We start from the raw sequence: 20,747 nt of genomic DNA on the forward strand, positions 1-20,747 counted from the left end.
GTCGGATAACGTATTATCCACTCACGTATGTTTAGTACGAAAAATCGCGTGACATAAAAAAATTTCCTGGGTATTTTCAAAAAAAACTTGTACTTTTATCATACCGGAATAGTTTTCCTCCAACGTTTTGTAGTTAGGGGCGAACATGGTAAGCAGCAAATTTAAAGAGCAGATGGAAAGATACGTAAATTACAGAGGGATAGACATTATTCTACATTTAAAAGACGGTTCTATCATCGAATTGGATAAAAACAGAAGACTTGTAGGCGAAGAGATCGTCTATTTTCCACAAAAAACAAATCCAAGTAAAATTTCTCTTACCATGATCCAAAAAGCGGATCTGTTCGTCGCCTAACCAAAGTGACGAATCCCTTCAAGATGATCAAAACGACACCGGGGATACCCGGTGTTTGTTTATAAGGCCTTAAGCTAAGGTCTGGATCAGTTCCTCGATCTCCTTGATCTTATCAAAATCCTTTTCCGTGTAATTCAAGAACACATCGTATTCCGCATCGGAAACACGGTCGCATTTGATCACTTTCATCGGGATATCGATGGAACCGGAGATACTAATCGTTCCAACTTTTAGAGCCAGGTTGGTCCCAGGCTCTAAGGGGACTTCCGTTCTATGCACGATTCCTACTAGTACGTTTTCAGCAATTCTCAGCTTAGAACTTTCCAAGACCTGAAAGCCTACATTAAGTGTGGAGGGGATTCTATTATATCTCATGGCGGTTTTCCTCCCTGTTTCTGAAAGAATATAGATTCAGTCGCTTACGTTCCGATTAAGATCCTTTTACGATCTGAAAAAATCGGTCAGAGCGGCGATTTTACTATTTAAAGCAAATTCTATACCAGTAATCCTATATTTGGCCCCGGACAAAAAGAAAATCGTGCATTGCACTAAAATATTACGTCACTTTCTAATATAGCGAACGCGCTGCAAGATATAGCAGAGGGGGAGTGGGATCTTTTGAGGATTCCGGCTTCGGATCCTTCTGTTTTGTCGAAGCTACTACATGGCAGATCTTAGAGCCGTATCCTGAATATTCTTCTATCTTGCTAATTTATTAAGCGAATTGGAAATTTATTGCTCCGGATGAAGAGAATATTATTCGTATTGACGTATTTTCAAAAGCGGATTGGATCTTAAGCGGAGATTCCGATCTTCTGAAATTAAAACAGTTTCAGAAAATCGAAATCATTTCTCCTAGAGAATATAAACTGAAGTTTTTAGTCTGATCAAAAGCTTTAGTAAAGAATTCTGGTCTTGATAGAACCTGGATGTTTTTCTATTCTTTCTTTTAGCTCGTCTCCAACACTCATATTGATTACCATGGAGAGGTAGCCGATTTCCGCACTGGTTCCTAAATGTTGGGAACTGATATTTGCTCCGATCTCCGAAACCATACTGTTGATATCCTTCAAGAATCCAGGTTGATTTTTGTGAACATTTAGAATTCTATACATTCCCTGAGGGATCGGATTCAATTCAAGATTCGGGAAATTGACCGCAAAAGTAGTGGAACCATTGTTTACAAACTTCAAAAGTTTAGAAGCAACTTCCGTTCCAATATTCCTCTGAGCCTCTTCCGTAGAACCTCCGATATGAGGGGTCAATATTACATTTTGCAGATTTTGTAAAGGAGTGATGAATGGGTCGCTATTGGATTCGGGCTCTTGTGGAAAAACATCCACTCCGGCGCCAGCGATATGGCCTGACTGGATCGCCTCAGCCAAAGCTTCCAGATCCACAACCTTTCCTCTGGAAAGATTGATGATATAAGCTCCTTTTTTTGTTGCCTTGATTTCCTTCGCTGCATATAAATTCATCGTTTCGGGAAGTTCAGGAACATGGAAGGTAACAAAATCGGAAACGGAAAGGAGTTCTTCATAAGAATTTAGAGGGGTAGCATTTCCCAAAGGAAGAACAGTTTGTGTATCGTAATAGACCACTTTTAGACCCATTGCTTCTGCGAGCACAGAGACTTGGCTACCGATATGACCGTAGCCTACGATCCCCAGGGTCTTTCCACGGACCTCAAAACAGTTCTTAGAAATTTTATTCCAGATACCTGCGTGAGTATTTCGAATATGGTCGGGAACCCTTCTCGCTAACATTACGATTTCTGCAATTACAAGCTCCGCAACGGATCGGGTATTAGAATAAGGTGCGTTGAAAACTGGAATTCCTTTCTTCTCCGCTTCCGCCAAATCCACTTGGTTTGTCCCGATACAGAAACAACCCACGGTCAGAAGTCGTTTCGCCTTAGCTAAAACTGGCGCGGTTAGATTGGTTTTACTTCGGATCCCCAGAACATGAATGTTCTCGATTTCTTTCGAAAGTTCGTCTTCGCCCAGAGCTTGGGGGAGAAGGCGGACATTAAAACCGTCTTTTTGAAAGAGTTGGAATGCGTCTTGGTGAACATTCTCTAAAAGGAGGACGTTTATCTTTTCTTTCGGGTAGGAAATCATAGTTCTATTGCCATAGAACGTATCCTTGGCTTCTCTGAAAACGGATTTTTTACTTCACCTTTGGGGGATCGTGAGAAGAATGGAATGGAAACCCACCCGGAGACCAATTTTTAATGATCCGTAGCAATTTCTCTTTTTTACAAGTTTCTTCCATCATCGTATTTTTTGCCGTTGTTCTGAATTCCTGCTCCGCTCGGGTCCAAGTCCTTCCGGAACCGGTGGTCGAGCAGACTCTTTTCAGAAGTGGTCCCGTCTGCCCGGGAGCAATTTTTTGCAGCGTGGGAAAACCCGGTTCTTTGAATTTTAAAGGGATCTTGGTGAATAAGACGGGAGAGAAACCGATCTTCTTGGAATATTATATGAGCTCTTTTGAGGAAAGTTTTCCGATCGGGATCTCTGTGAAGTTGGACCAAACATGGCATAATCTCAGAAAAACTTCTACCGATTACGGGGATACGGTTCGTGTAGTGTCCATTCTTCCTACTGATGTGGCCGACAAATTGCTCTCTGCAAAAGAAATTCAATTCAGCTTCTCTTCTCGGGAGAATACAAGCACATATACTTTAAGTTCTTCCAATACGGAAAGTTTGAAATCCTTATTGAAGGACCTAAAGGAAAAGTTGGATACACAGGCGAAATTAACGATCACAAATCATTAAGATCTATCACCCGAAAATAGCTTGGGTGAATAATCCTCCAAGCAGGAATAGGGATCGTTCAGCCTGAGAAAGTTATATTCGGGCTTTGGGATGGAGGATATTTTATTCCGGTCTCATAAGAGGGAATAAAATGGTATCTCGGATAGAATGAGAATTCGTGAGTAACATCACCAAACGATCTATTCCGATCCCGAGACCTCCCGTCGGCGGCATTCCATATTCAAGCGCTCGGATATAATCCTCGTCCATCATGAATGCCTCGTCGTCTCCTGCTTCTCTTTGTTTTACCTGATCTTCGAATCTTTCCTTCTGATCGAATGGATCGTTTAACTCGGAGAATGCATTCCCGATCTCTCTTCCTACGATATAAGGCTCGAATCTTTCCACATAATCCGGATTGGACGGATTCGATTTTGCCAACGGAGAAAGTTCTTTTGGATAATCCGTCACGAATACAGGCTGGATCAGATTTGCTTCCGCTTTTTCGGAGAATACTTCATCGGCAACTCTCCAGATAGAAGTACATTTGCTTGCGTCCACTTTTACCGAGCTTGCTTTTTCTTTTGCTTCTTCTAGAGTTTTTACCTGAGAGAAATCGATCCCTGAATATTCTTTGATAATATCCACGTATTTTACTCTTCTCCAAGGCGGACTAAGATCGACTAGATCGTTTCCGTATTTAATTTTAAGAGTTCCGCAGATCTTTTGGGCAACAGTAATGATGAGTTTTTCGGTCAATTCCAACATTTTCCCCATATCCCCATAAGCCATATACGCCTCGAGCATGGTGAATTCAGGATTATGTTTGGTTGAAATTCCTTCGTTCCTAAAGTTTCGGTTCAATTCGAAAACTCTATCTAATCCGCCTACGATCAGACGTTTTAGATATAATTCAGGTGCGATCCTTAAGAATAATTGCATATCCAAAGTATTGTGGTGGGTGACAAACGGTCTAGCTGCCGCACCTCCCGCGATCGGTTGCATCATCGGAGTTTCCACTTCCAGAAATCCTTCTGAAGTTAGAAAATTACGAATCTCGGATACGATCCTACTGCGAGTTATAAAGGTATCCCTTACATGATCGTTTACTACCAAGTCCACATAACGCATTCTGTATCTTTGTTCGACGTCGGCGAATGCGTCGTAAATCACTCCGTCTTTCTCCTTAACAACGGGAAGAGGGCGAACACATTTTGCAAGTAAGGTAACGGAAGTTAAATGAAGAGTGGTCTCGCCCTTTTGTGTTTGGAAAAGATAACCTTCTATCCCGATCAGATCCCCCAAGTCCAAACTTTTGAAAAGAGTATAGTTCTCTTCTCCCAGATCGTCTCTGGTTGCATAAAGTTGGATGACTCCGGATTTATCTTTTAAATGAGCGAAACTCGCTTTTCCCATCACACGTTTGGAATGAAGACGTCCACCTAAGAGAAATTTTTTCTCCGGACCTGTAGGAGTTTTAGAATACAGATCGATCAAAGCCGCGGAATCCGAATCAGGAAAAAATCGGATCGGGTAGGGATCTACACCCTTCTCCTTTAGGTGCTTGATCTTCTCGATTCTTTGTTGGATGAGTTCGTTTGTTTCTTTTAAGTCTTGGGACATTCTAATTTCCTAATAGTATCAGATATAAATGTTTCGAGAGTCTTCCTAGGATGGATTCCAGGCTTTTCGGTTTTGTAAACCAATCCCAGGATCCGATCCCTTCACTCACTTTGGAGACCGCGATATAAATTCCCGCCGGTTCCAACACGTTCCTATATAATTTTAACAAGGTTGCGGAATCGTATTCTTTTCCTATCAAAAGAAAAGTTTTCCACTGACGATCCAATGCGATCTTTAACAGAGTTTTAGGGAATTCCTGAGGACCTGCGTCTACGGTATAAACTAAGATCTTTGTCTCTTCTACCCCCAAGGAAACCAGATAAGTTTGCAGAGAAGCAGTAGGATCTCCTACTAACCCCAAATCGGAATCTTGGTTGGGAGGAGAATGAAGGATCAGGATCACAGGAGCCAAGCCCTTCTTCCATAAGGCAGCCGCTTGTTTGAATTTATCTTTTTTACCGGTTTCTATGGCTTCTAAAATAATTGCGTCCGATTTTTTGGGATCCGCTTTTGAAATTAAAAGAAAAGGAGCGGAGAAGAACAAGATCAGAAAAAGGATCAATAATCCGAAAAAGCCGTAAGAAACAAGTTTGGCTTTGTCTAAGAAATCTTTAACGGAGAGAGCACCCGATGTCATAATTTTACCGAGGGTTGGTTTTTCGAAATGGAGGAATGTGAGCCAGGTAGGACGATGCTCGAGAGGGGACTCGAACCCCTACACCGAACCGGCACAAGCACCTCAAGCTTGCGTGTCTACCAATTCCACCACCCGAGCGGTCGCGATTGACAGGATGGGTGAGGAGGCTCCGGTGTCAAGGAAATTCAAACTGGACTAGGGATCAGACCAGTTCGTACTTTTTTTTCTGTTTTTTATCTTCTGGATCCAGGATGAATCTTTCCGGATGGAACACTATATTCCAATATCTCTTGGAATAAGCTATGACTCCAATACTTAAGATCAAAACCAAAACGTAACCTGAATATTCCGGATGTTGAAAGAAATGATTTTCTGGTAATGTGGGACCGATGAGAGGTAAGGTCATATACCATAAGACTGCGGCCGCAACAAGACCCACTCCAATCTTACCCCACCAATTCGGTTTTCCTTGGATCCCTCTTTTTAAATATAGGAATCCACCCAACCAAACTCCTAAAATTTCTCTCAGGATGTAAATGATAAGTATCCATAGAGGAAACTGATAATAATGAACGATGACCGAAAGTCCGCCGATCGTAACGAACTTATCACAGATCGGATCCAGATATTTTCCCAAGACGGATTCTTGGGAGAGTAGGCGGGCAAGAAACCCGTCTAGAAAATCTGTGAGTACTGCGAGAATACAGGTCCCAATTGCTAAAAATAAATATTCGCTATTTCGAGGAGACTCGATATGTTTTCGGGTGAATTGAATAAAAAAAGGAAGTAGTAAAACTCTGGAGACTGATAAAAAATTAGAAAGAGTAAATACTCTCTCTTCGAGTAGATCCTTTGGTCTTTTTTCGTGAAGCATTTAATAAAGCCGTAAGTCGGAAAAACTCCGCTATTGGAAAGCCTATGGAAGGGACTTAAAAATTCATCCCTTTTTCAGATAAACGAATTGACCCCCAGGCTCACTCAGAAATTATGTTCTTCATAAAAGGAGCTGTAGCTCAGCTGGTTAGAGTGCCTGCCTGTCACGCAGGATGTCGCGGGTTCGAGTCCCGTCAGCTCCGGAATTTCCCCTTTATTCTATAACTTGACTCGAAGCTTTTGCGGGATAGCAATTGTAGCGACCCATAGGGAGCGTAAACAATTGCGACGCGAGACAGGATGTCGAAGCGAGCGCAAAAGACGCCGTGGAGCCAAGTTTGCCAGGAAGGCAAACTGCGTAACGGCGAGTCCCGTCAGCTCCCGTACGTGAAATTTCGTGAGAAATTTCCAAACTCCAAATTCACACTTACTGAAGACCAACCTCATAAAGCGATCGAAGATCGCGCTGAAGCTAGGCCCGAAGGTCGCAAATAATCACAGAAAAAATAAAAACAACTGACTCTCTTTGGTCTTAAATAAACTCTTCCGAGTCTTTTTTAATTATAATTTCTCCGATCTCTTCCAAATCACGCAATGCGGTAAGAATGCTGTTTCTTGCGTCAGTGATCTCTTTTAGGGTCACTTTTCCTCGGATATCCATACTTTCCAAAATATCGTTGGCTCGATTTTTTGACATTGCTTCGAAGAAATGAGACTTGATCTGGTCGGAAGCTCCTCTGAGTGCGATCGCGATCAGATCGTCGTCTCCTATCCGGTTGATGATTAACCTCATTTCCTTGGAGTTGAGTAGAAGTACATCTTCGAAAGTGTATAACTTCTCCCGGACCTGAGAAGCGAGTTCGGGAGACTGCTCTTCCAGTTCTTTAAGGATGGTCTCTTCTAAAGATTTATCCATATGATTCAGAATATTGGCGAGAGCTTCCGCTCCTCCTGCTTCGCTGAATTCGGATTTGTCTCTTTGTTCGTACTTTTTCTTCAGGACTTTTGCGATCTGACGGATCGCATCCGGATGGGTTTTAGTAGTATTTGCAAGCCTAAGAGCGACCTTACTCTGGAGTTCTTTAGGTAAAAACTTAAGTGTTTCTGCGGCTTTTTTGGGATGTAAAAATGCAAGTGTGACTGCGATCGTTTGTGTATGTTCCGGAGCGAGAAGGTGAGCGAGCGTCTGGGGTTCTGCATCGTTTAAGAAGGAAAAATCTTCCTCTGTGTCCTTTCTATCCAGTTTTCCTAATATGTTTTCGGATTTTTCTTTACCTAAGGACTTTTGCAATAATTCTCTGGCAGTTTCGATCCCGCCTCTGGATTCTGCCGCAAGATCTTTTAAGGAACCTTGAAAATCTAAGAGAACTTCTTCTTTTTCGGACTTGCTGATCGTTTTGATCTTTGCCATTTCCTGGACGATCTCTTCAATTAATTTTTCATCCAGTTGGGCTAATGCTTTGGCGGCCGCCTCCTTGTCTAAGGACAGAAGTAGCATCGCAGCTTTTTTTACTTTTAGGTCTCTTGTTTTAAGATTGGAATCTTGATCCACTGCTTCTTAGCCCACAAAGAAATCAGGCAAGTAACCGAAGAGGATGTTCCAGAAAATTCCGAAACACTTCCAACCAACCGGCTCCCACCGCACCGTCTACCACTCTATGATCGCAGGAAAGGCAGACTGAAAGAGTTTTTCCGGGGACAATGTTTCCGTTTTTGATTACCGGTTTGGATACCACGTTTCCAACTGCGAGGATTGCTGCCTCAGGTTCGTTGATTACCGCCGCAAACCGATTCACTCCGAACATTCCTAAATTGGAAACAGTAAAGGTTCCGTCCGAAAACTCTTCCGGTTTGAGTTTTCGTTCCCTTGCACGGGAAGCAAGCTCTTTTACCGTTCTTCCGATTTCCAATACCGACCTTTTGTCTGCGTTTCTCACGTAAGGAGTGATGAGCCCTCCTTCGATAGAAACCGCAACTCCCACATCCACTCTTCCGTGTTTTAAGATATGATCTTCTCTCCAGGAGGAATTTACTTCCGGAACTTTTAAGAGAGCAAGTGCAGAAGCTTTTATGATAAAGTCGTTTATGCTAACTTTGATCTCTTCTCCCGATTGTATTAAGTCGGAGTTAAAATTTTCTCTCAATTGTACGAGTGCGTCGGCATCAATTTCCATATCCAAATAGAAATGAGGTTGGTGCGTTTTAGAATGGACTAAGCGAGAAGCGATCGTCTTTCTCATTCCGGAGATAGGAAGTTTCTCTTCTTGTAATATTTCTCCGGTAAATGGAGAAGTTACACTCTTTGTGAATGCAGAGATCCCGTTTTCAATATCCCGTTTGATAATCCGTCCATCCGGCCCTGTCCCTCTGATCTTGGAAAGATCGATCCCGCTTTCCTCAGCCATTCGTTTCGCTAGAGGAGAAGCCTTTATTCTTCCTTCTAATGCAGAAGGAGAAAGTCCCCTGGAGATTGGACTTTCCTTAGGAGAAGGAGCTTCTTCTTCCAGTTCGGACTCGGAAATCGTCGAAGAACCTACATTTTCCTGTTTTTTCGGCGCTGGACTTGGAGAAGGCGAGCTAGAGCTGGCTTGCACAGGCTCGGATGCAGGGGGCGGAGTGGCCGGGGTAGAAGTCCCGGAGGCGGCTGATCTGGATTTTGCCTCCGAAAGTAGGGAAGTGATATCTTCACCCGCTTTTCCAATGATAGCGACAGGGGCACCGACCGGGAGTTTGGCGCCTTCCTGGGCTAAAATTTCCAAAATTACCCCGGAATCGAACGCTTCCATTTCCATGACCGCTTTATCGGTTTCCACCTCGGCTAATATTTCCCCCGGAGCGACGGAATCCCCCTTCTTCTTTAGCCATTTTACCAAAACACCTTCCGACATGGTCGGGGATAGCTGGGTCATTTCGGAAATTTTTGCCATTTATTTTTCCTATTTATAATATAATAATATACGAATATTATGATTTACTTAATCATTTCTCTGACTTTTTTGATAATTTTCTCTTCACTCGGGAGGGAGGATTTTTCCAGGTTGGCCGCATAAGGCATTGGTACGTCTTCCTGAGTGATCCGTTCGATCGGAGAATCCAGATAATCGAACGCTTCTTTTTGGATAAGATACGCCACTTGCGCGCCGAATCCCGCCACATTCCAACCTTCTTCCACTATGAGAGCCTTGTTTGTTTTTCTAACAGAAGCTAGAATTCCTTCCTCGTCCAAAGGTCTTATACTTCTTAGATCCAAAACTTCGACGGAAATTCCTTCTTTTGCCAGTTTTTCCGCCGCAGGAAGGACGTACATGAGTGCTCTGGACCAACTGATGATCGTAAGTTGTGTTCCTTCTCTTTTGATATCCGATTTTCCCATCGGTATCAAGAATTCTCCTTCCGGCACTTCTCCTTTGGAACCGTACAATACCTCGCTTTCTATAAAGATAGTCGGGTTATTGTCTCGGATGGAAGTTTTTAGTAGGCCGTACGCATCCGAAGGAGTGTAGGGGGCGAGGACTTTAAGTCCTGGGATATGTGCATACCAACTCTCGAAGGATTGGGAATGTTGAGCGGCAAGTCTTCCACCCGCACCTCCGGCTCCTCTGAAAACGATCGGGATCGGAAATTGCCCCGCACTCATATAATTCATTTTGGCAGCGGAGTTGATGATCTGATCGATTGCAACTAGAGAGAAGTTCCAGGTCATAAATTCTATGATAGGCCTAAGTCCTACCATAGCGGCTCCTATTCCGACTCCTGCAAAACCGTTCTCGGAAATTGGAGTGTCTATCACTCTTCTTTCCCCGAACTTAGCGAGCATACCTTGGGAAACTTTATAGGCTCCTTCGTAATGTCCTACTTCTTCTCCCATGAGAAAGATATTCGGATCCTTCTCCATTTCTTCCGTCATGGCTCGATTGAGGGCTTCTCTATAAGTCAGTACTGCCATTAAACGTTCTCCGCATAAACATGCTTGTACAGCCAACCTAGAGGAGGTTCTTCGCTCTTTTCCGCGAAGTCCACCGATTCTTCGACCGTTTTGAGGATGATCTCATCCATTTTTGTGAGTTCTTCTTGGGCCCAGCCCGCCGCGAGTAGATCCTTTTCCGCTTTGATGAGAGGATCACCTTGTTTATATTTTTCTAATTCTTCTTTGGTCCTATACTTAGCAGGGTCCGACATAGAGTGACCTCTGAATCTGTAGGTGGAAATTTCCATAAGGGTAGGGCCTTCTCCTCGTCTTGCTCTTTCCACCGCGACTCGTACGTGTTCTCTGACTTTACGGACCTCGTCCCCTTCTATATGATCTCTTGCGATATCATAGGCGACCGCTCTTACGGAAACGTCTTTGACGGAAAGCGCTCTATATTCCGGAGTTCCCATCGCGTAGTGATTGTTCTCGCAGATCATGACTAAAGGAAGTTTCCAGATCGCCGCTAAGTTCATCCCTTCGTGAAAGGAGCCGATGTTTGCAGCACCTTCTCCGAAAAAACATAACGTCACAGCGCCGTCTCCGCGATACTTGGAAGCGTATGCGATCCCGGCCGCCAGAGAAATATGCCCTCCTACGATGCCGTGTCCCCCCATGAAGTTTTTACTCTTATCGAAAAAGTGCATGGAGCCGCCATTGCCCGATACGATCCCTGTTTTTTTGCCGAATAATTCCGCCATAAGCGCTTTTGGTTCTAGACCTCTGGCAAGCGCATGGCCATGATCTCGATAGGTCGAGACTATATAATCTTTTTGTTCTAGAGCAGAGATGGCTCCCACGCCCACAGCCTCTTGACCGATGTATAAATGGCAGAAGCCGCCGATTTTGCCCATGCTATAGGCCTTTGCGGAAGCTTCTTCGAAGCGGCGGATGAGAAGCATTTGTCTGTATAATTCTAATAGGTCTTCGGTTTCTTTTTTTGTTTTAGGTTGGCTCATAATTCAATGGTTTGGAGAAACAATCGCAAAGTATCGCTGCGGAACTGGGATATGCAAACCGATTTCGAAAATTTTTGAAAAAAAGGAAAAGCTCCGGCAAGAAAAAATTTTCCTTTCCTTAGGAGAAGTTTCGGTTTTCCTTTTTATGAATGGACTCTGCTCGAACGATTCTCGTAACGGAAGATGAACCAGGGATCATTGATACGATCCGAATGGTCCTTGAGTCGGAAGGATTTCGGGCTTTGGCTGCAATGACTAGCAAAGAATGTTTTGCCCTCATGTCCGAATCGCCGGATTTACTAGTCTTGGACGTAGGCCTCCCTGATTCGAATGGGTTTGAGGTTTTAAAGGAACTTCGTAGGAAATATTCTATCCCAGTAATATTGCTTACCGCTAGGGAATCCGAATTGGATCGGGTTCTTGGACTTGAACTAGGTGCCGACGATTATATGGTAAAACCGTTTAGTCCGAGAGAATTGGTCGCTCGGATCCGAGCCGTGCTTCGAAGATACGACGGAAATTCGGAAGAAAAGTTTACGGATTTCGTAATGGACGATGAGCGAAAGATCATTTACTACCACGGAAAATCCTTAAGCTTAACGCCTTACGAATATAAAACTCTGGTATTATTTATCAAACGAAGAGGCAAAATTTTTAGCAGAGATGAAATTATGGATTTAGTCTGGACGGAGCCGGAAGATAGTTTTGATCGAGCTGTGGATACGGTAATCAAGAATTTGAGAGCTAGGTTAAAGGAGGTTCGTCCCGATTTGGATCCAATTGAAACCAGAAGGGGACAAGGATACGGTTTAAAAGAGCACTTATGAGTCTTTGGATCCGGATCATCATCGGTTTTTTTTTGCGTTCTCGATTGGATTTTATTATCTTGTAGATAAGATCGAAGAATCGATTCGACCGCGTTATATGGAAACGGTGGAAGAATCCATGAACGATACTGTGTATGTTCTTTCTTCCCTCATAGAGCAAGAGCTTCTGAAACATCCTGAGGCTTCATTTCAATCCAATATCAGCCACGTATTAGGTGCTTCCTTTCGGAAGGCTAAGGAGAAAATTTTTGAAGCAAAGATCTATAACCATACAAAACGAAAGATCGACCTCGAGTTCTATGTGACCGACTCGAAAGGAGTCGTAATATACGATTCTTCCGGAAAGAGAACGGGAGAAGATTATTCGCGGTATAACGACGTATTTCTCACTTTACAAGGTAGATACGGAGTAAGGTCCAGCAAATTAGTGAAGAATGATACGGAAAGTGCGATATTCATCGCGGCTCCCATTTATTTTAAGGGAAAGATTGCGGGGGTTCTTACACTCATTAAACCGAAAGCAAGTATATTACCTTTTATTGATTTTGCAAAGGAGAAGTTTTATCGGATTAGCCTTCTCGTAGCTGTCTTCATTTCGCTAGTTTTTTGCGTTGCGGTTTATCTTATTTTTTCTCCCATCCGAAAATTATCCGCTTATGTTTCCGCTTTGCGATCCAAAAAACGTCCTAGTCTTCCGAAGATCGGCGTTCCTGAAATCCGAGAACTGGGGGAACAAATGGATCATCTTGTCCGCGAGATCGCGGGAAAGGAGTATGTGGAAAATTATGTACAGGTTTTGACTCACGAGATCAAAAGCCCGCTTTCCTCTATACTTGCCTCCGTAGAATTATTGTCCGAGGATCCGAATCGACTAGGGATTCTTCTCCAAAATATCCAATTAGAAAGTAAAAGGATCCAGGCGGTAATCGAGAAATTATTGGAACTTAGCTCTTTGGAGAATGTTTCCAGCTTAGAGATCCAAACAGGTTTGTATAGCCAGGAGATCATTGGCGAAGTTTTAAATTCCTTTTCTTCGGAAGCTTATCGAAAGAAGATCAACGTGAATGTTTCGGGACAAAATACGAATTTGGATGGAAATCGGTTCTTTCTAACGACCGCATTTAGAAATCTTCTGCAGAATGCTTTAGATTTTTCTTATGTAAATACGGAGATTCTGATCCGTACTGGAATTTCCGAAAAGCAAGAATGGTTTCTCGAAGTGCAAAACGAGGGCCCAAATATTCCTGATTACGCACTTACTAGGATTTTTGAACGTTTTTATTCATTGCCTCGTCCCGATACCGGTAGAAAAAGCTCCGGCCTTGGGCTTGCTTTCGTTCAGGAAGTTGCGGAGTTACATTCCGGGAAGATCGAAGTATACAATTGTGATAAGGGAGTCATTTCCAGGTTCTCAATTGCGATCCGTCCGTAATTTTTCTTTCCTCACATAATGTACACAATTCCCTCATAATCCACTCACGTTATTCGCAGATACTTTCTGCTCAAGGAGCGGAAATATGAGTAAATTAAAAACTTCAGTCGGCATTCGAGTTTTAATTTTAGGAGGGATGCTTATCGGATTTGTGGTCCCACTATTTATGATGGGAGCCTTAGTCAGCGAAAGGCAAGAACGGTCAAGAGAAGCCATGCAAGAAATGAATTCCAAATGGGGTGCGAGCCAAACGATCGCAGGCCCGTTTTTAGTAATCCCGTATAAATTGGAGAAAGTAAAAAAGACTTCCAACGAGCGTGATGAAGAAGAAGTGGATAGCGAAAGTGGAGAGATCTACATTCTGCCGGAAACTCTAACGGTAAATTCGGACCTGAAGGCGGAGAAGAGAAAGAGATCCATTTATGAAACGGTTCTCTTTTCCGGGGATTTTAAGATGGAAGGAAGTTTTAAATCTCCTACTCTGGCGGATTTTCCCGCTAGAACCAAGAATATCCTATGGTCGCAGGCACGGATCATTCTCTCCGTTTCGGATCCGAAAGGAATAGGGAAGGATGTAAAATTCAATTTAGCCGGAAAGGATACTGTCTTACAACCGGGATCCTCTTCCTATTTTTTCCCGGCAGGACTTCATACGAAATTAATGTCGAAAGTGGAAAGTGGCAACTTTGCTTTTTCCTTGGAAGTTCCGCTAAAGGGTTCGGATTCAATTTATATTGTCCCAGTCGGGAAAACGAGTTCTATCAAAATGAGTTCGGATTGGAAAGATCCTTCTTTCGAAGGTTCCATTTTGCCGAATGAAAGGTCAGTGACCGAAAATGGTTTTCAAGCCGTATGGGAATCCACTTACTTTGCAAGAAATTATCCTCAAGTCATACAGGATATGAACGGTTCCTTTATGGATTCTATTATAAATTCTGCATATGGGGTCCGTTTGATCATTCCCGCCGATCATTATCTGAAATCGGAGCGTTCCTTGAAATATGCGATTTTGTTTTTGACTGCTAGTTTTACCCTATTCTTCTTGCTCGAAATTTTCGGAAGAAGGAGCTTGCATCCTTTGCAATATTTGATGATCGGTGCAGCGATGCTCGTCTTCTATGTTTTGAATCTTTCTCTTTCGGAACATATAGGATTTAATTGGGCATATGTATGCGCCTCTATCTCGGTATCGGCATTAATTTCATATTATGCGGGTTCCGTATTAAAAGATAAAAAGAGGGGATATCTGGCTGGGGGATATTTTACTATTCTTTATACCTTCTTATATGTGATCCTTGCGTCGGAAGAGAACGCGTTACTTTTAGGTTCTTTAGCTGTATTCTTTGTTTTAGCGGGGCTTATGCATCTGACTAGAAATGTAGATTGGTATTCTTTTGGGACCAAAGAGGAACGGATCCCTGCGTAATTCCATTGTCTTCCTTTTAGGGGATTTGATTTTCCCTAAAAGGATCTTTGTGGGGCTTAATAGTATGAAATTAATTTTTAATATACCTTTCATCCGACAATTATTCGTTCTCTCTTTAAGCAGTTTCGTGAGCGTTTTCTTGATTTGCACACGTATTTCGGTCTCTAAAGAGAAAGCATTCTCTTTTTTAATCTGGAATTTGTTTCTTGCGATTGTTCCATTAGTGTTTTCGTATTTTGCCTACGTATATTATGAATTACGAAATCGTAGGATGGATTTATTCGTCTTATCCTTGTTGATCGTTTGGTTTATATTTTTTCCGAATGCTCCTTATATCGTTACAGACTTCGTACATTTGCGGGCCAGGAATTCCGTTCCGATCTGGTTTGATATATTGATGATCTTTTCTTTTACATGGTGTGGCTTATTTGCGGGCTTTATTTCTTTAAGAATCGTACAATTACTGCTGAACGATCGGATCAATTCTTGGTTTGGGTGGATATTTATCGTTTGTATTTCTCCGCTGACGGTTTTTGGCATCTGTATCGGTAGATTCTATCGTTGGAATTCTTGGGATCTATTAAAAGATCCTGTTTCTCTATTTTCAGATTCTTGGGATTTTTTACGGATAGTTTATGGGAATTGGAAATTGTCTCTGGCACTGGGATTTTTATCGATTGGGATGTTACTTGCCTACCTTCTCGCTTTATCTTTGGGAGATATGAATATCCGCTCGGTTCCTTCCGGATTGAAAGTGAAGTCACGGTAATGCTTGAAGTAGGGAAGTGATGAACCGCGCGAAAAATTGTAAAATATTCGGAAATAAGCCTCTATGATTGCTTTTTCTCTTAAAAGCAATCATAGGTGAAGTCTCGACTTCCTGCGAGAAACCTCCTCGATTTTCCAAAAAAATGCTTATGGAAATTTCCGATTCGTTCGAACTTTTAGATGAGCCCAAAAAAGGAAAATTTTTTCTAAAATTTCTCCAAATCTATTTCCTTCATTTCTTTAAAAATCGCTAAAAAACAATAAAAAACCGTTAATTTTAACGAAAAGCTTCATTTTCGTTAAAATTAATCTAGGACATCTGCTTCACCGAAGATATATCTGAAGGAAACCCTGAATTCTAGGTCTTTCCCGGAATTCAGCCTTCATTTAAATAGATAGAAAAAAAGACCAAAACCAAACCAGCACAAGATCCCGGCACGGATGCCGGGCTCATGATCAGTTTCAAGGAGGAAACAAATGATCATTAACCATAACTTAGCCGCGATTAACTCCCACCGCGTTCTGAAGTTCCAGAACAACGAAGTGGCGAAAAACATGGAGGCTCTTTCTTCCGGTATGCGTATCAACCGCGCCGGGGATGATGCATCCGGTCTAGCCGTTTCCGAAAAAATGAGAACTCAGGTGAAAGGACTTCGCCAAGCGGAGAGAAACACTGAGGACGGCATGTCCCTGATCCAAACAACGGAAGGATATCTTCAAGAAACGAATGATATCATCCAAAGGATCCGTGTACTTGCAATCCAATCTTCCAACGGTATCTACGGTGCAGAAGACCGTCAGATGATCCAAGTAGAAGTTTCTCAGCTTATAGACGAAATTGATCGCATTTCCTCCCAAGCAGAGTTTAACAAGATGGCATTGCTCCAAGGCGATTTCGCTCGTGGATCAAGAACTGCTTCTATGTGGTTCCACATCGGACCGAACCAGCACCAGAGGGAACGTGTCTATATCGCAACTATGACCGCTAAGGCTCTGAATTTGATCAAGTCTGATGGAACACTTTTGACTCTTTCTACTGCTGAACTTTCAAACGAAGCAATCGGCTTTCTTGACGATGCTTTAATGAAAATCAACAAACAAAGAGCAAATCTTGGAGCTTACTATAACAGACTAGAGCATGCCTCTAAAGGTCTGATGGTAGCTTACGAGAACATCCAAGCTTCAGAGTCGAGAATCAGGGACGCGGATATGGCAGAGGAAACTGTATCGTTCACTAAGAACCAGATCTTGGTTCAGTCCGGTACTGCAATGTTAGCACAAGCTAACGTAAGACCTCAGTCTGTCCTCCAGTTACTTAGGTAATTAGGACTTTCCGGCAGCGGGAGCAGTGATGCTCCCGCACCGGGAACTTCTTTTCTGTAGAACTCCGAAGCCGCAGATGCGGCTATCGTCGTCTAGGGACCTAATTGCCGTCGCAAGCTCCGGCTTATAAAGCCCGCTTTGCGGACTATAACGAAAAGGTACAGGAAAAACGTCGGGTCTAGTCTTCTTCTTTCCCCAATTTTTTTCCGGTTCCTTTTCCAAGGAGGAATTCCGAGGAAACGAAAACCGGGTTAGTAATAACCTAAAGCTTATTGTACTTTTGTAAGATCACTGACGTTAGTCGGCGTTCTTGCCGTGATTGAAAAATATCCTAAATCTCCAAGGGAGAATGACCTGTCGGGTGGTCCGACCGGGTCCATCCCGGAGCACCGGACAGGTCATGTCCGATCGGAGGATAGGGAGATCCTCCGGAAACTCTCTACAAGGAGTGTAGGATGATTATCAATCACAACCTGAGTGCGGTGAATTCACACCGCTCTCTGAAGTTCAACGAGCTAGCTGTGGATAAAACCATGAAAGCTTTGTCGTCCGGGATGCGGATCAATTCTGCCGGCGATGATGCTTCGGGTTTGGCTGTCTCCGAAAAACTCAGAACGCAGATCAACGGACTGAGACAAGCGGAGAGAAATACGGAAGACGGGATGAGTTTCATCCAGACTGCGGAAGGATTCCTTCAACAGTCTTCGGATATCATCCAAAGGATCCGGGTTTTGGCCATCCAAACCTCGAATGGGATCTACAGCCCCGAAGATAGACAATTGGTTCAGGTGGAAGTTTCCGCCTTAGTCGACGAAGTGGATCGAATTGCTTCTCAAGCCGAGTTCAATCGATTCAAATTGTTCGAAGGAGACTTCGCTAGAGGTTCCAAAAGGGCTTCTATGTGGTTCCATATGGGACCGAACCAGAACCAAAGGGAAAGGTTCTTCATTGGAACTATGACTTCCCGAGCTTTAAAGCTGACCAAGGCAGACGGAAGACCGATTGCGGTTTCTTCTCCTGGGGAAGCGAACGAAGTGATCGGCCTAGCCGATGCTGCGCTCGGAAAGATCATGAAGCAGAGGGCGGATATGGGAGCTTATTTTAATAGGCTGGAACATTCCGCAAAAGGTCTCATGGCGGCATACGAAAATATGCAGGCCTCCGAGTCCAGAATTCGTGACGCCGATATGGCGGAGGAGATGGTTGCTCTAACTACTAAACAAATACTCGTGCAGAGTGGTACGGCGATGTTAGTGCAAGCAAATCTTAAACCGAATTCGGTCCTCAAACTTCTTCAAATGTAGTTTTCGGGAACAGGCACCACCGGACGGGAAATCCTCCGGTGGTTTTTTTCTTTTAAATCCGTAAATTCGCGAGTTTGTCAGGAATTTATAATATTCATTCTTCATTTCCCGAAAAACCGTCGGTTAATTCTATATTCGTCTTTTCCTTTTTTTTCTAAACGTTTCGTTCCTAAAAAAATTCTCGGTTTTTTATCGCTTACTTTTGATTTTCGGACCTCGACTTTTCGGGGAAAAGATATAATTAAGTGTTGACTTAATTAAGTTTATACTTAAATATATGCTTATGAAGGCTTTAGATGCGATTGCGGACCCAACCAGGCGCAAAATTTTAGAACTCTTGTTCGATGGGGAAATGGGAGCCGGAGAAATTGCAGGACATTTTGATATAAGTTCCGCCGCGATTTCCCAACATTTTAAGGTTTTGAGAGAATGTAATCTAATCCAAACAAGAGTGGATGGGCAAAGAAGGATCCACTCATTGGATTACAAAGGTTGGAAAGAGATCCAAGACTGGCTGGATAGAGCGAAATCTTTCTGGGAAGGAAGACTCGATCTTCTGGAAAAGGAATTAAAAGCCAATAAAATGAGAAAGGGGAGAAGATCGTAATGAAAGATCTAACTGTAAACAAAACGTATGGGACCTTTACTTCCGAGTCAGAAGTTCGTTTCCAAAGGTTACTACCGGGTCCGATCGAGACTGTTTGGGAATATCTTGTCGATTCCGAAAAGCGAGGCACCTGGCTTGCAAAGGGAACTATGGAGCTGAAGGTGGGTGGAAAAGTAGAACTGAATTTTTTACATTCCTCTCTTTCGGAGGAAAAAACATATCCGGATCGATTCAAGGCGATGGAAAACGGTATTAGCGGAGTAGAAACGATCACAGCAATCGAAGCTCCTCGTCTTTTAAGTTTTACTTGGCATCCTAATTCGGAAGTTCGTTTCGAGCTAGAAGAAAAGGGAGAAGATGTTCTTCTTACCTTGAGACATTACAAACTGACGGATGAATTCGGTAAACTTATGGTTTCTTCAGGCTGGCATACTCATTTGGATATTCTTGTCTCTAAACTTTATAGGGAATCGGTCCCTAAATTCTGGCAGACATTCGCAAAACATGAAACTGCGTACGGTGAAAAACTGAAAATTACCGCTAAGAAGTAAGCCTTAAAAGTAAAAAGCCGACGAGCAATTCGCCGGCTTTTCTTTTAGATCGATCGGTAAATCGATTATTTATTCGGACTGAACTCCAAAGTGACGACACCTCTTGCAGCGGATTTAACGTTCATTTTCTTAGTAGCTAAGAAAGAAAATCCTCTGTCCTTTTTATAGACTAATTCGTCCATAAACAGTGCGTCTTTTCCTGGGTAAGTAACTTCCCACTCGGAACCGCTTACGTTGCTAGTTCTAACATTGATGTCTTTTGCAGCGGTCAATTCTGCCAGATCATCTTTGAACTTAGTGGATTCGTCCGCATCCAATCCGGTAAACTTGAGAATGATGGTATTGTTCTCGGTGAGATTAAACCACTCTTCTTTGAGTTGTTTGTTTACTTTTTTGGTAACGTCTTCCGCCCAACCTGCAAGCGCTTTTTCTCTGGAAACTTTTTGTGTGATATCCGCTCCACGAGCGTCTCCGTTTCCGGATGCTACAATTTTTCCATCTCCCCAAAGCAGGATCACTTTATAAGGACCGGTGGCAGCAGTATTGAATAAAGGTCTATCCAATTGTTTTCCGCCGATTGCAGTTACAGGCGCTTGGTCTTCTGTCTCTACGGAACCAACTACCAGCACTTCTGCTCCGGAAGCTTGAGCTTGGATGAGTATCGCAGCTCCGGCATCCAGAGAGTTGACTGCATCCGCATTCAAACCGGAAGGTTTAACCGTTTTAGAAGCAGTTCCCGGATCTACGATCTTGTTGCCTGCTTTTTTTAAACCTTTGATGATCTCAGCTTCCGCAATATTACCATTGCTTAAAGGAGCAACCGGTGCCCCTCCAACTTTAGAAGGAACTAAAACTACAATTCTTGGATTTCCAACATCTGCAAGAAGACCTTCGACCGCGGTGGAAAGTTTAGATTCTTCGATGGTGCATCGAACTGTAAGTTTTAAGATCGGTTGAGTATCGATCTTACCTTGGTCTTCCGAAACGATATCGTACGATTTTACGAATGCATCCGTTTTGGAAAGTAGACTAGAGCCTAAACTTTCTCCATCGGAAGCTTGGCTTTTGTTGGAAATTTCTTCACCAACTACTTTACGTACCGCATTAACTTTTGCGTCTTTGATCGCTCTTTGTTTTGCGTTCGCTATATCTCCGTTATAGATCGGAGCCTCTCCGATCACGGTGATGGTATTTCCTTCTCTAGTGAATTCTTCTTTTTTCTTGCGTCGGGATCCGTCACCCGTTGCGCATGCAAAAGCGAAACCTAAAATCAGTGTGAGAGCGGTAATCCGCAGGATGGGCAGCTTTGCCATATCGCTTCCTTTTTCTCCTTGATG

General features: G+C 43.1%; 20 protein-coding genes and 2 tRNA genes. 11 read left to right on the forward strand and 11 right to left on the reverse strand.

Annotated features, from left to right (window positions below; genetic code table 11):
• Positions 1–145 precede the first annotated feature (145 nt).
• Positions 146–355 carry a hypothetical protein gene (locus tag LEP1GSC192_RS01775; RefSeq protein WP_020768242.1) on the forward strand — a complete coding sequence of 70 codons (210 nt, stop codon included), beginning with the start codon at positions 146–148 and terminating at the stop codon, positions 353–355.
• Between the two features lie 69 nt (positions 356–424).
• On the opposite strand, the gene LEP1GSC192_RS01780 is transcribed toward LEP1GSC192_RS01775, so the two are convergent.
• Together LEP1GSC192_RS01780 and serA are read right to left on the reverse strand one after the other, a co-directional pair.
• Positions 425–730, reverse strand: a complete 306-nt coding sequence (locus LEP1GSC192_RS01780) for a hypothetical protein (protein ID WP_020768298.1) — start codon at positions 728–730, stop codon at positions 425–427.
• Positions 731–1,251: 521 nt separating this feature from the next.
• Entirely contained in the window at positions 1,252–2,475 is a 1,224-nt protein-coding gene (gene serA / locus LEP1GSC192_RS01785; RefSeq protein ID WP_020768271.1) for a phosphoglycerate dehydrogenase, read from the reverse strand.
• 113 nt (positions 2,476–2,588) lie between these two features.
• Here serA and LEP1GSC192_RS01790 point away from each other — a divergent pair, with 113 nt between their 5' ends.
• Positions 2,589–3,134, forward strand: a complete 546-nt coding sequence (locus LEP1GSC192_RS01790) for a hypothetical protein (protein ID WP_020768333.1) — start codon at positions 2,589–2,591, stop codon at positions 3,132–3,134.
• Between the two features lie 102 nt (positions 3,135–3,236).
• On the opposite strand, the gene lysS is transcribed toward LEP1GSC192_RS01790, so the two are convergent.
• From lysS to LEP1GSC192_RS01810, 4 genes are all read right to left on the reverse strand, one after another.
• Positions 3,237–4,736 carry a lysine--tRNA ligase gene (gene lysS / locus LEP1GSC192_RS01795; RefSeq protein WP_020768400.1) on the reverse strand — a complete coding sequence of 500 codons (1,500 nt, stop codon included), beginning with the start codon at positions 4,734–4,736 and terminating at the stop codon, positions 3,237–3,239.
• Between the two features lies 1 nt (position 4,737).
• Positions 4,738–5,373 carry a hypothetical protein gene (locus LEP1GSC192_RS01800; protein WP_020768049.1) on the reverse strand — a complete coding sequence of 212 codons (636 nt, stop codon included), beginning with the start codon at positions 5,371–5,373 and terminating at the stop codon, positions 4,738–4,740.
• Positions 5,374–5,428: 55 nt separating this feature from the next.
• Positions 5,429–5,511: transfer RNA gene (locus LEP1GSC192_RS01805), tRNA-Leu, on the reverse strand.
• A gap of 64 nt (positions 5,512–5,575) precedes the next feature.
• On the reverse strand, positions 5,576–6,247 hold the full coding sequence (locus LEP1GSC192_RS01810) for a CDP-alcohol phosphatidyltransferase family protein (protein ID WP_020768051.1): 672 nt from the start codon (positions 6,245–6,247) through the stop codon (positions 5,576–5,578).
• 128 nt (positions 6,248–6,375) lie between these two features.
• On the opposite strand from LEP1GSC192_RS01810, the gene LEP1GSC192_RS01815 reads away from it, so the two are divergent.
• Positions 6,376–6,449 (forward strand) — tRNA-Asp (locus LEP1GSC192_RS01815).
• A 329-nt stretch (positions 6,450–6,778) separates the two neighbouring features.
• On the opposite strand, the gene fliG is transcribed toward LEP1GSC192_RS01815, so the two are convergent.
• The 4 genes from fliG to pdhA are packed head-to-tail and all read right to left on the reverse strand — an operon-like array spanning position 6,779 to position 11,175.
• Complete coding sequence (gene fliG / locus LEP1GSC192_RS01825; protein ID WP_020768161.1) at positions 6,779–7,798, reverse strand: flagellar motor switch protein FliG; 1,020 nt, start codon at positions 7,796–7,798, stop codon at positions 6,779–6,781.
• 22 nt (positions 7,799–7,820) lie between these two features.
• On the reverse strand, positions 7,821–9,173 hold the full coding sequence (locus LEP1GSC192_RS01830; protein ID WP_020768253.1) for a pyruvate dehydrogenase complex dihydrolipoamide acetyltransferase: 1,353 nt from the start codon (positions 9,171–9,173) through the stop codon (positions 7,821–7,823).
• Positions 9,174–9,217: 44 nt separating this feature from the next.
• The gene (locus tag LEP1GSC192_RS01835) at positions 9,218–10,192 is read right to left on the reverse strand and encodes a pyruvate dehydrogenase complex E1 component subunit beta (protein ID WP_020768314.1); all 975 of its coding nucleotides are present in this window, start codon (positions 10,190–10,192) and stop codon (positions 9,218–9,220) included.
• Complete coding sequence (gene pdhA / locus LEP1GSC192_RS01840) at positions 10,192–11,175, reverse strand: pyruvate dehydrogenase (acetyl-transferring) E1 component subunit alpha (RefSeq protein ID WP_198289289.1); 984 nt, start codon at positions 11,173–11,175, stop codon at positions 10,192–10,194. The genes LEP1GSC192_RS01835 and pdhA overlap by 1 nt, the downstream gene beginning before the upstream one ends.
• Before the next feature lie 146 nt (positions 11,176–11,321).
• Between pdhA and LEP1GSC192_RS01845 the strand changes: the two genes are divergently transcribed.
• The 8 genes from LEP1GSC192_RS01845 (at position 11,322) to LEP1GSC192_RS01890 (ending at position 19,410) form a co-directional block, all read left to right on the forward strand.
• Positions 11,322–11,999: a response regulator gene (locus tag LEP1GSC192_RS01845; RefSeq protein WP_036088676.1), complete on the forward strand. Its 678-nt coding sequence runs from the start codon at positions 11,322–11,324 to the stop codon at positions 11,997–11,999.
• 4 nt (positions 12,000–12,003) lie between these two features.
• Positions 12,004–13,431, forward strand: a complete 1,428-nt coding sequence (creC, locus tag LEP1GSC192_RS01850) for a two-component system sensor histidine kinase CreC (RefSeq protein WP_020768160.1) — start codon at positions 12,004–12,006, stop codon at positions 13,429–13,431.
• Positions 13,432–13,516: 85 nt separating this feature from the next.
• Positions 13,517–14,857, forward strand: a complete 1,341-nt coding sequence (gene creD, locus LEP1GSC192_RS01855) for a cell envelope integrity protein CreD (RefSeq protein ID WP_020768335.1) — start codon at positions 13,517–13,519, stop codon at positions 14,855–14,857.
• Positions 14,858–14,921: 64 nt separating this feature from the next.
• Entirely contained in the window at positions 14,922–15,626 is a 705-nt protein-coding gene (locus LEP1GSC192_RS01860) for a DUF1361 domain-containing protein (protein WP_020768091.1), read from the forward strand.
• A gap of 476 nt (positions 15,627–16,102) precedes the next feature.
• Positions 16,103–16,948 (forward strand): flagellin, encoded by an 846-nt coding sequence (locus LEP1GSC192_RS01870; protein WP_036088678.1) that lies wholly within the window; start codon positions 16,103–16,105, stop codon positions 16,946–16,948.
• Between the two features lie 455 nt (positions 16,949–17,403).
• Positions 17,404–18,252: a flagellin gene (locus LEP1GSC192_RS01880; protein WP_008590488.1), complete on the forward strand. Its 849-nt coding sequence runs from the start codon at positions 17,404–17,406 to the stop codon at positions 18,250–18,252.
• A 283-nt stretch (positions 18,253–18,535) separates the two neighbouring features.
• A complete protein-coding gene (locus LEP1GSC192_RS01885; protein ID WP_036088682.1) occupies positions 18,536–18,859 on the forward strand; it encodes a helix-turn-helix transcriptional regulator in 324 nt (107 codons plus the stop codon).
• Positions 18,859–19,410 (forward strand): SRPBCC family protein, encoded by a 552-nt coding sequence (locus LEP1GSC192_RS01890; RefSeq protein WP_020768432.1) that lies wholly within the window; start codon positions 18,859–18,861, stop codon positions 19,408–19,410. Before LEP1GSC192_RS01885 ends, LEP1GSC192_RS01890 begins: the two co-directional genes overlap by 1 nt.
• Before the next feature lie 65 nt (positions 19,411–19,475).
• Here LEP1GSC192_RS01890 and LEP1GSC192_RS01895 read toward each other — a convergent pair whose 3' ends face one another.
• Complete coding sequence (locus tag LEP1GSC192_RS01895) at positions 19,476–20,723, reverse strand: lipoprotein LipL46 (RefSeq protein WP_020768016.1); 1,248 nt, start codon at positions 20,721–20,723, stop codon at positions 19,476–19,478.
• Between the last annotated feature and the right edge of the window lie 24 nt (positions 20,724–20,747).

The sequence above is a fragment of the Leptospira sp. B5-022 genome (assembly GCF_000347035.1).
GTDB classification, from domain to species: domain Bacteria; phylum Spirochaetota; class Leptospiria; order Leptospirales; family Leptospiraceae; genus Leptospira_B; species Leptospira_B cinconiae.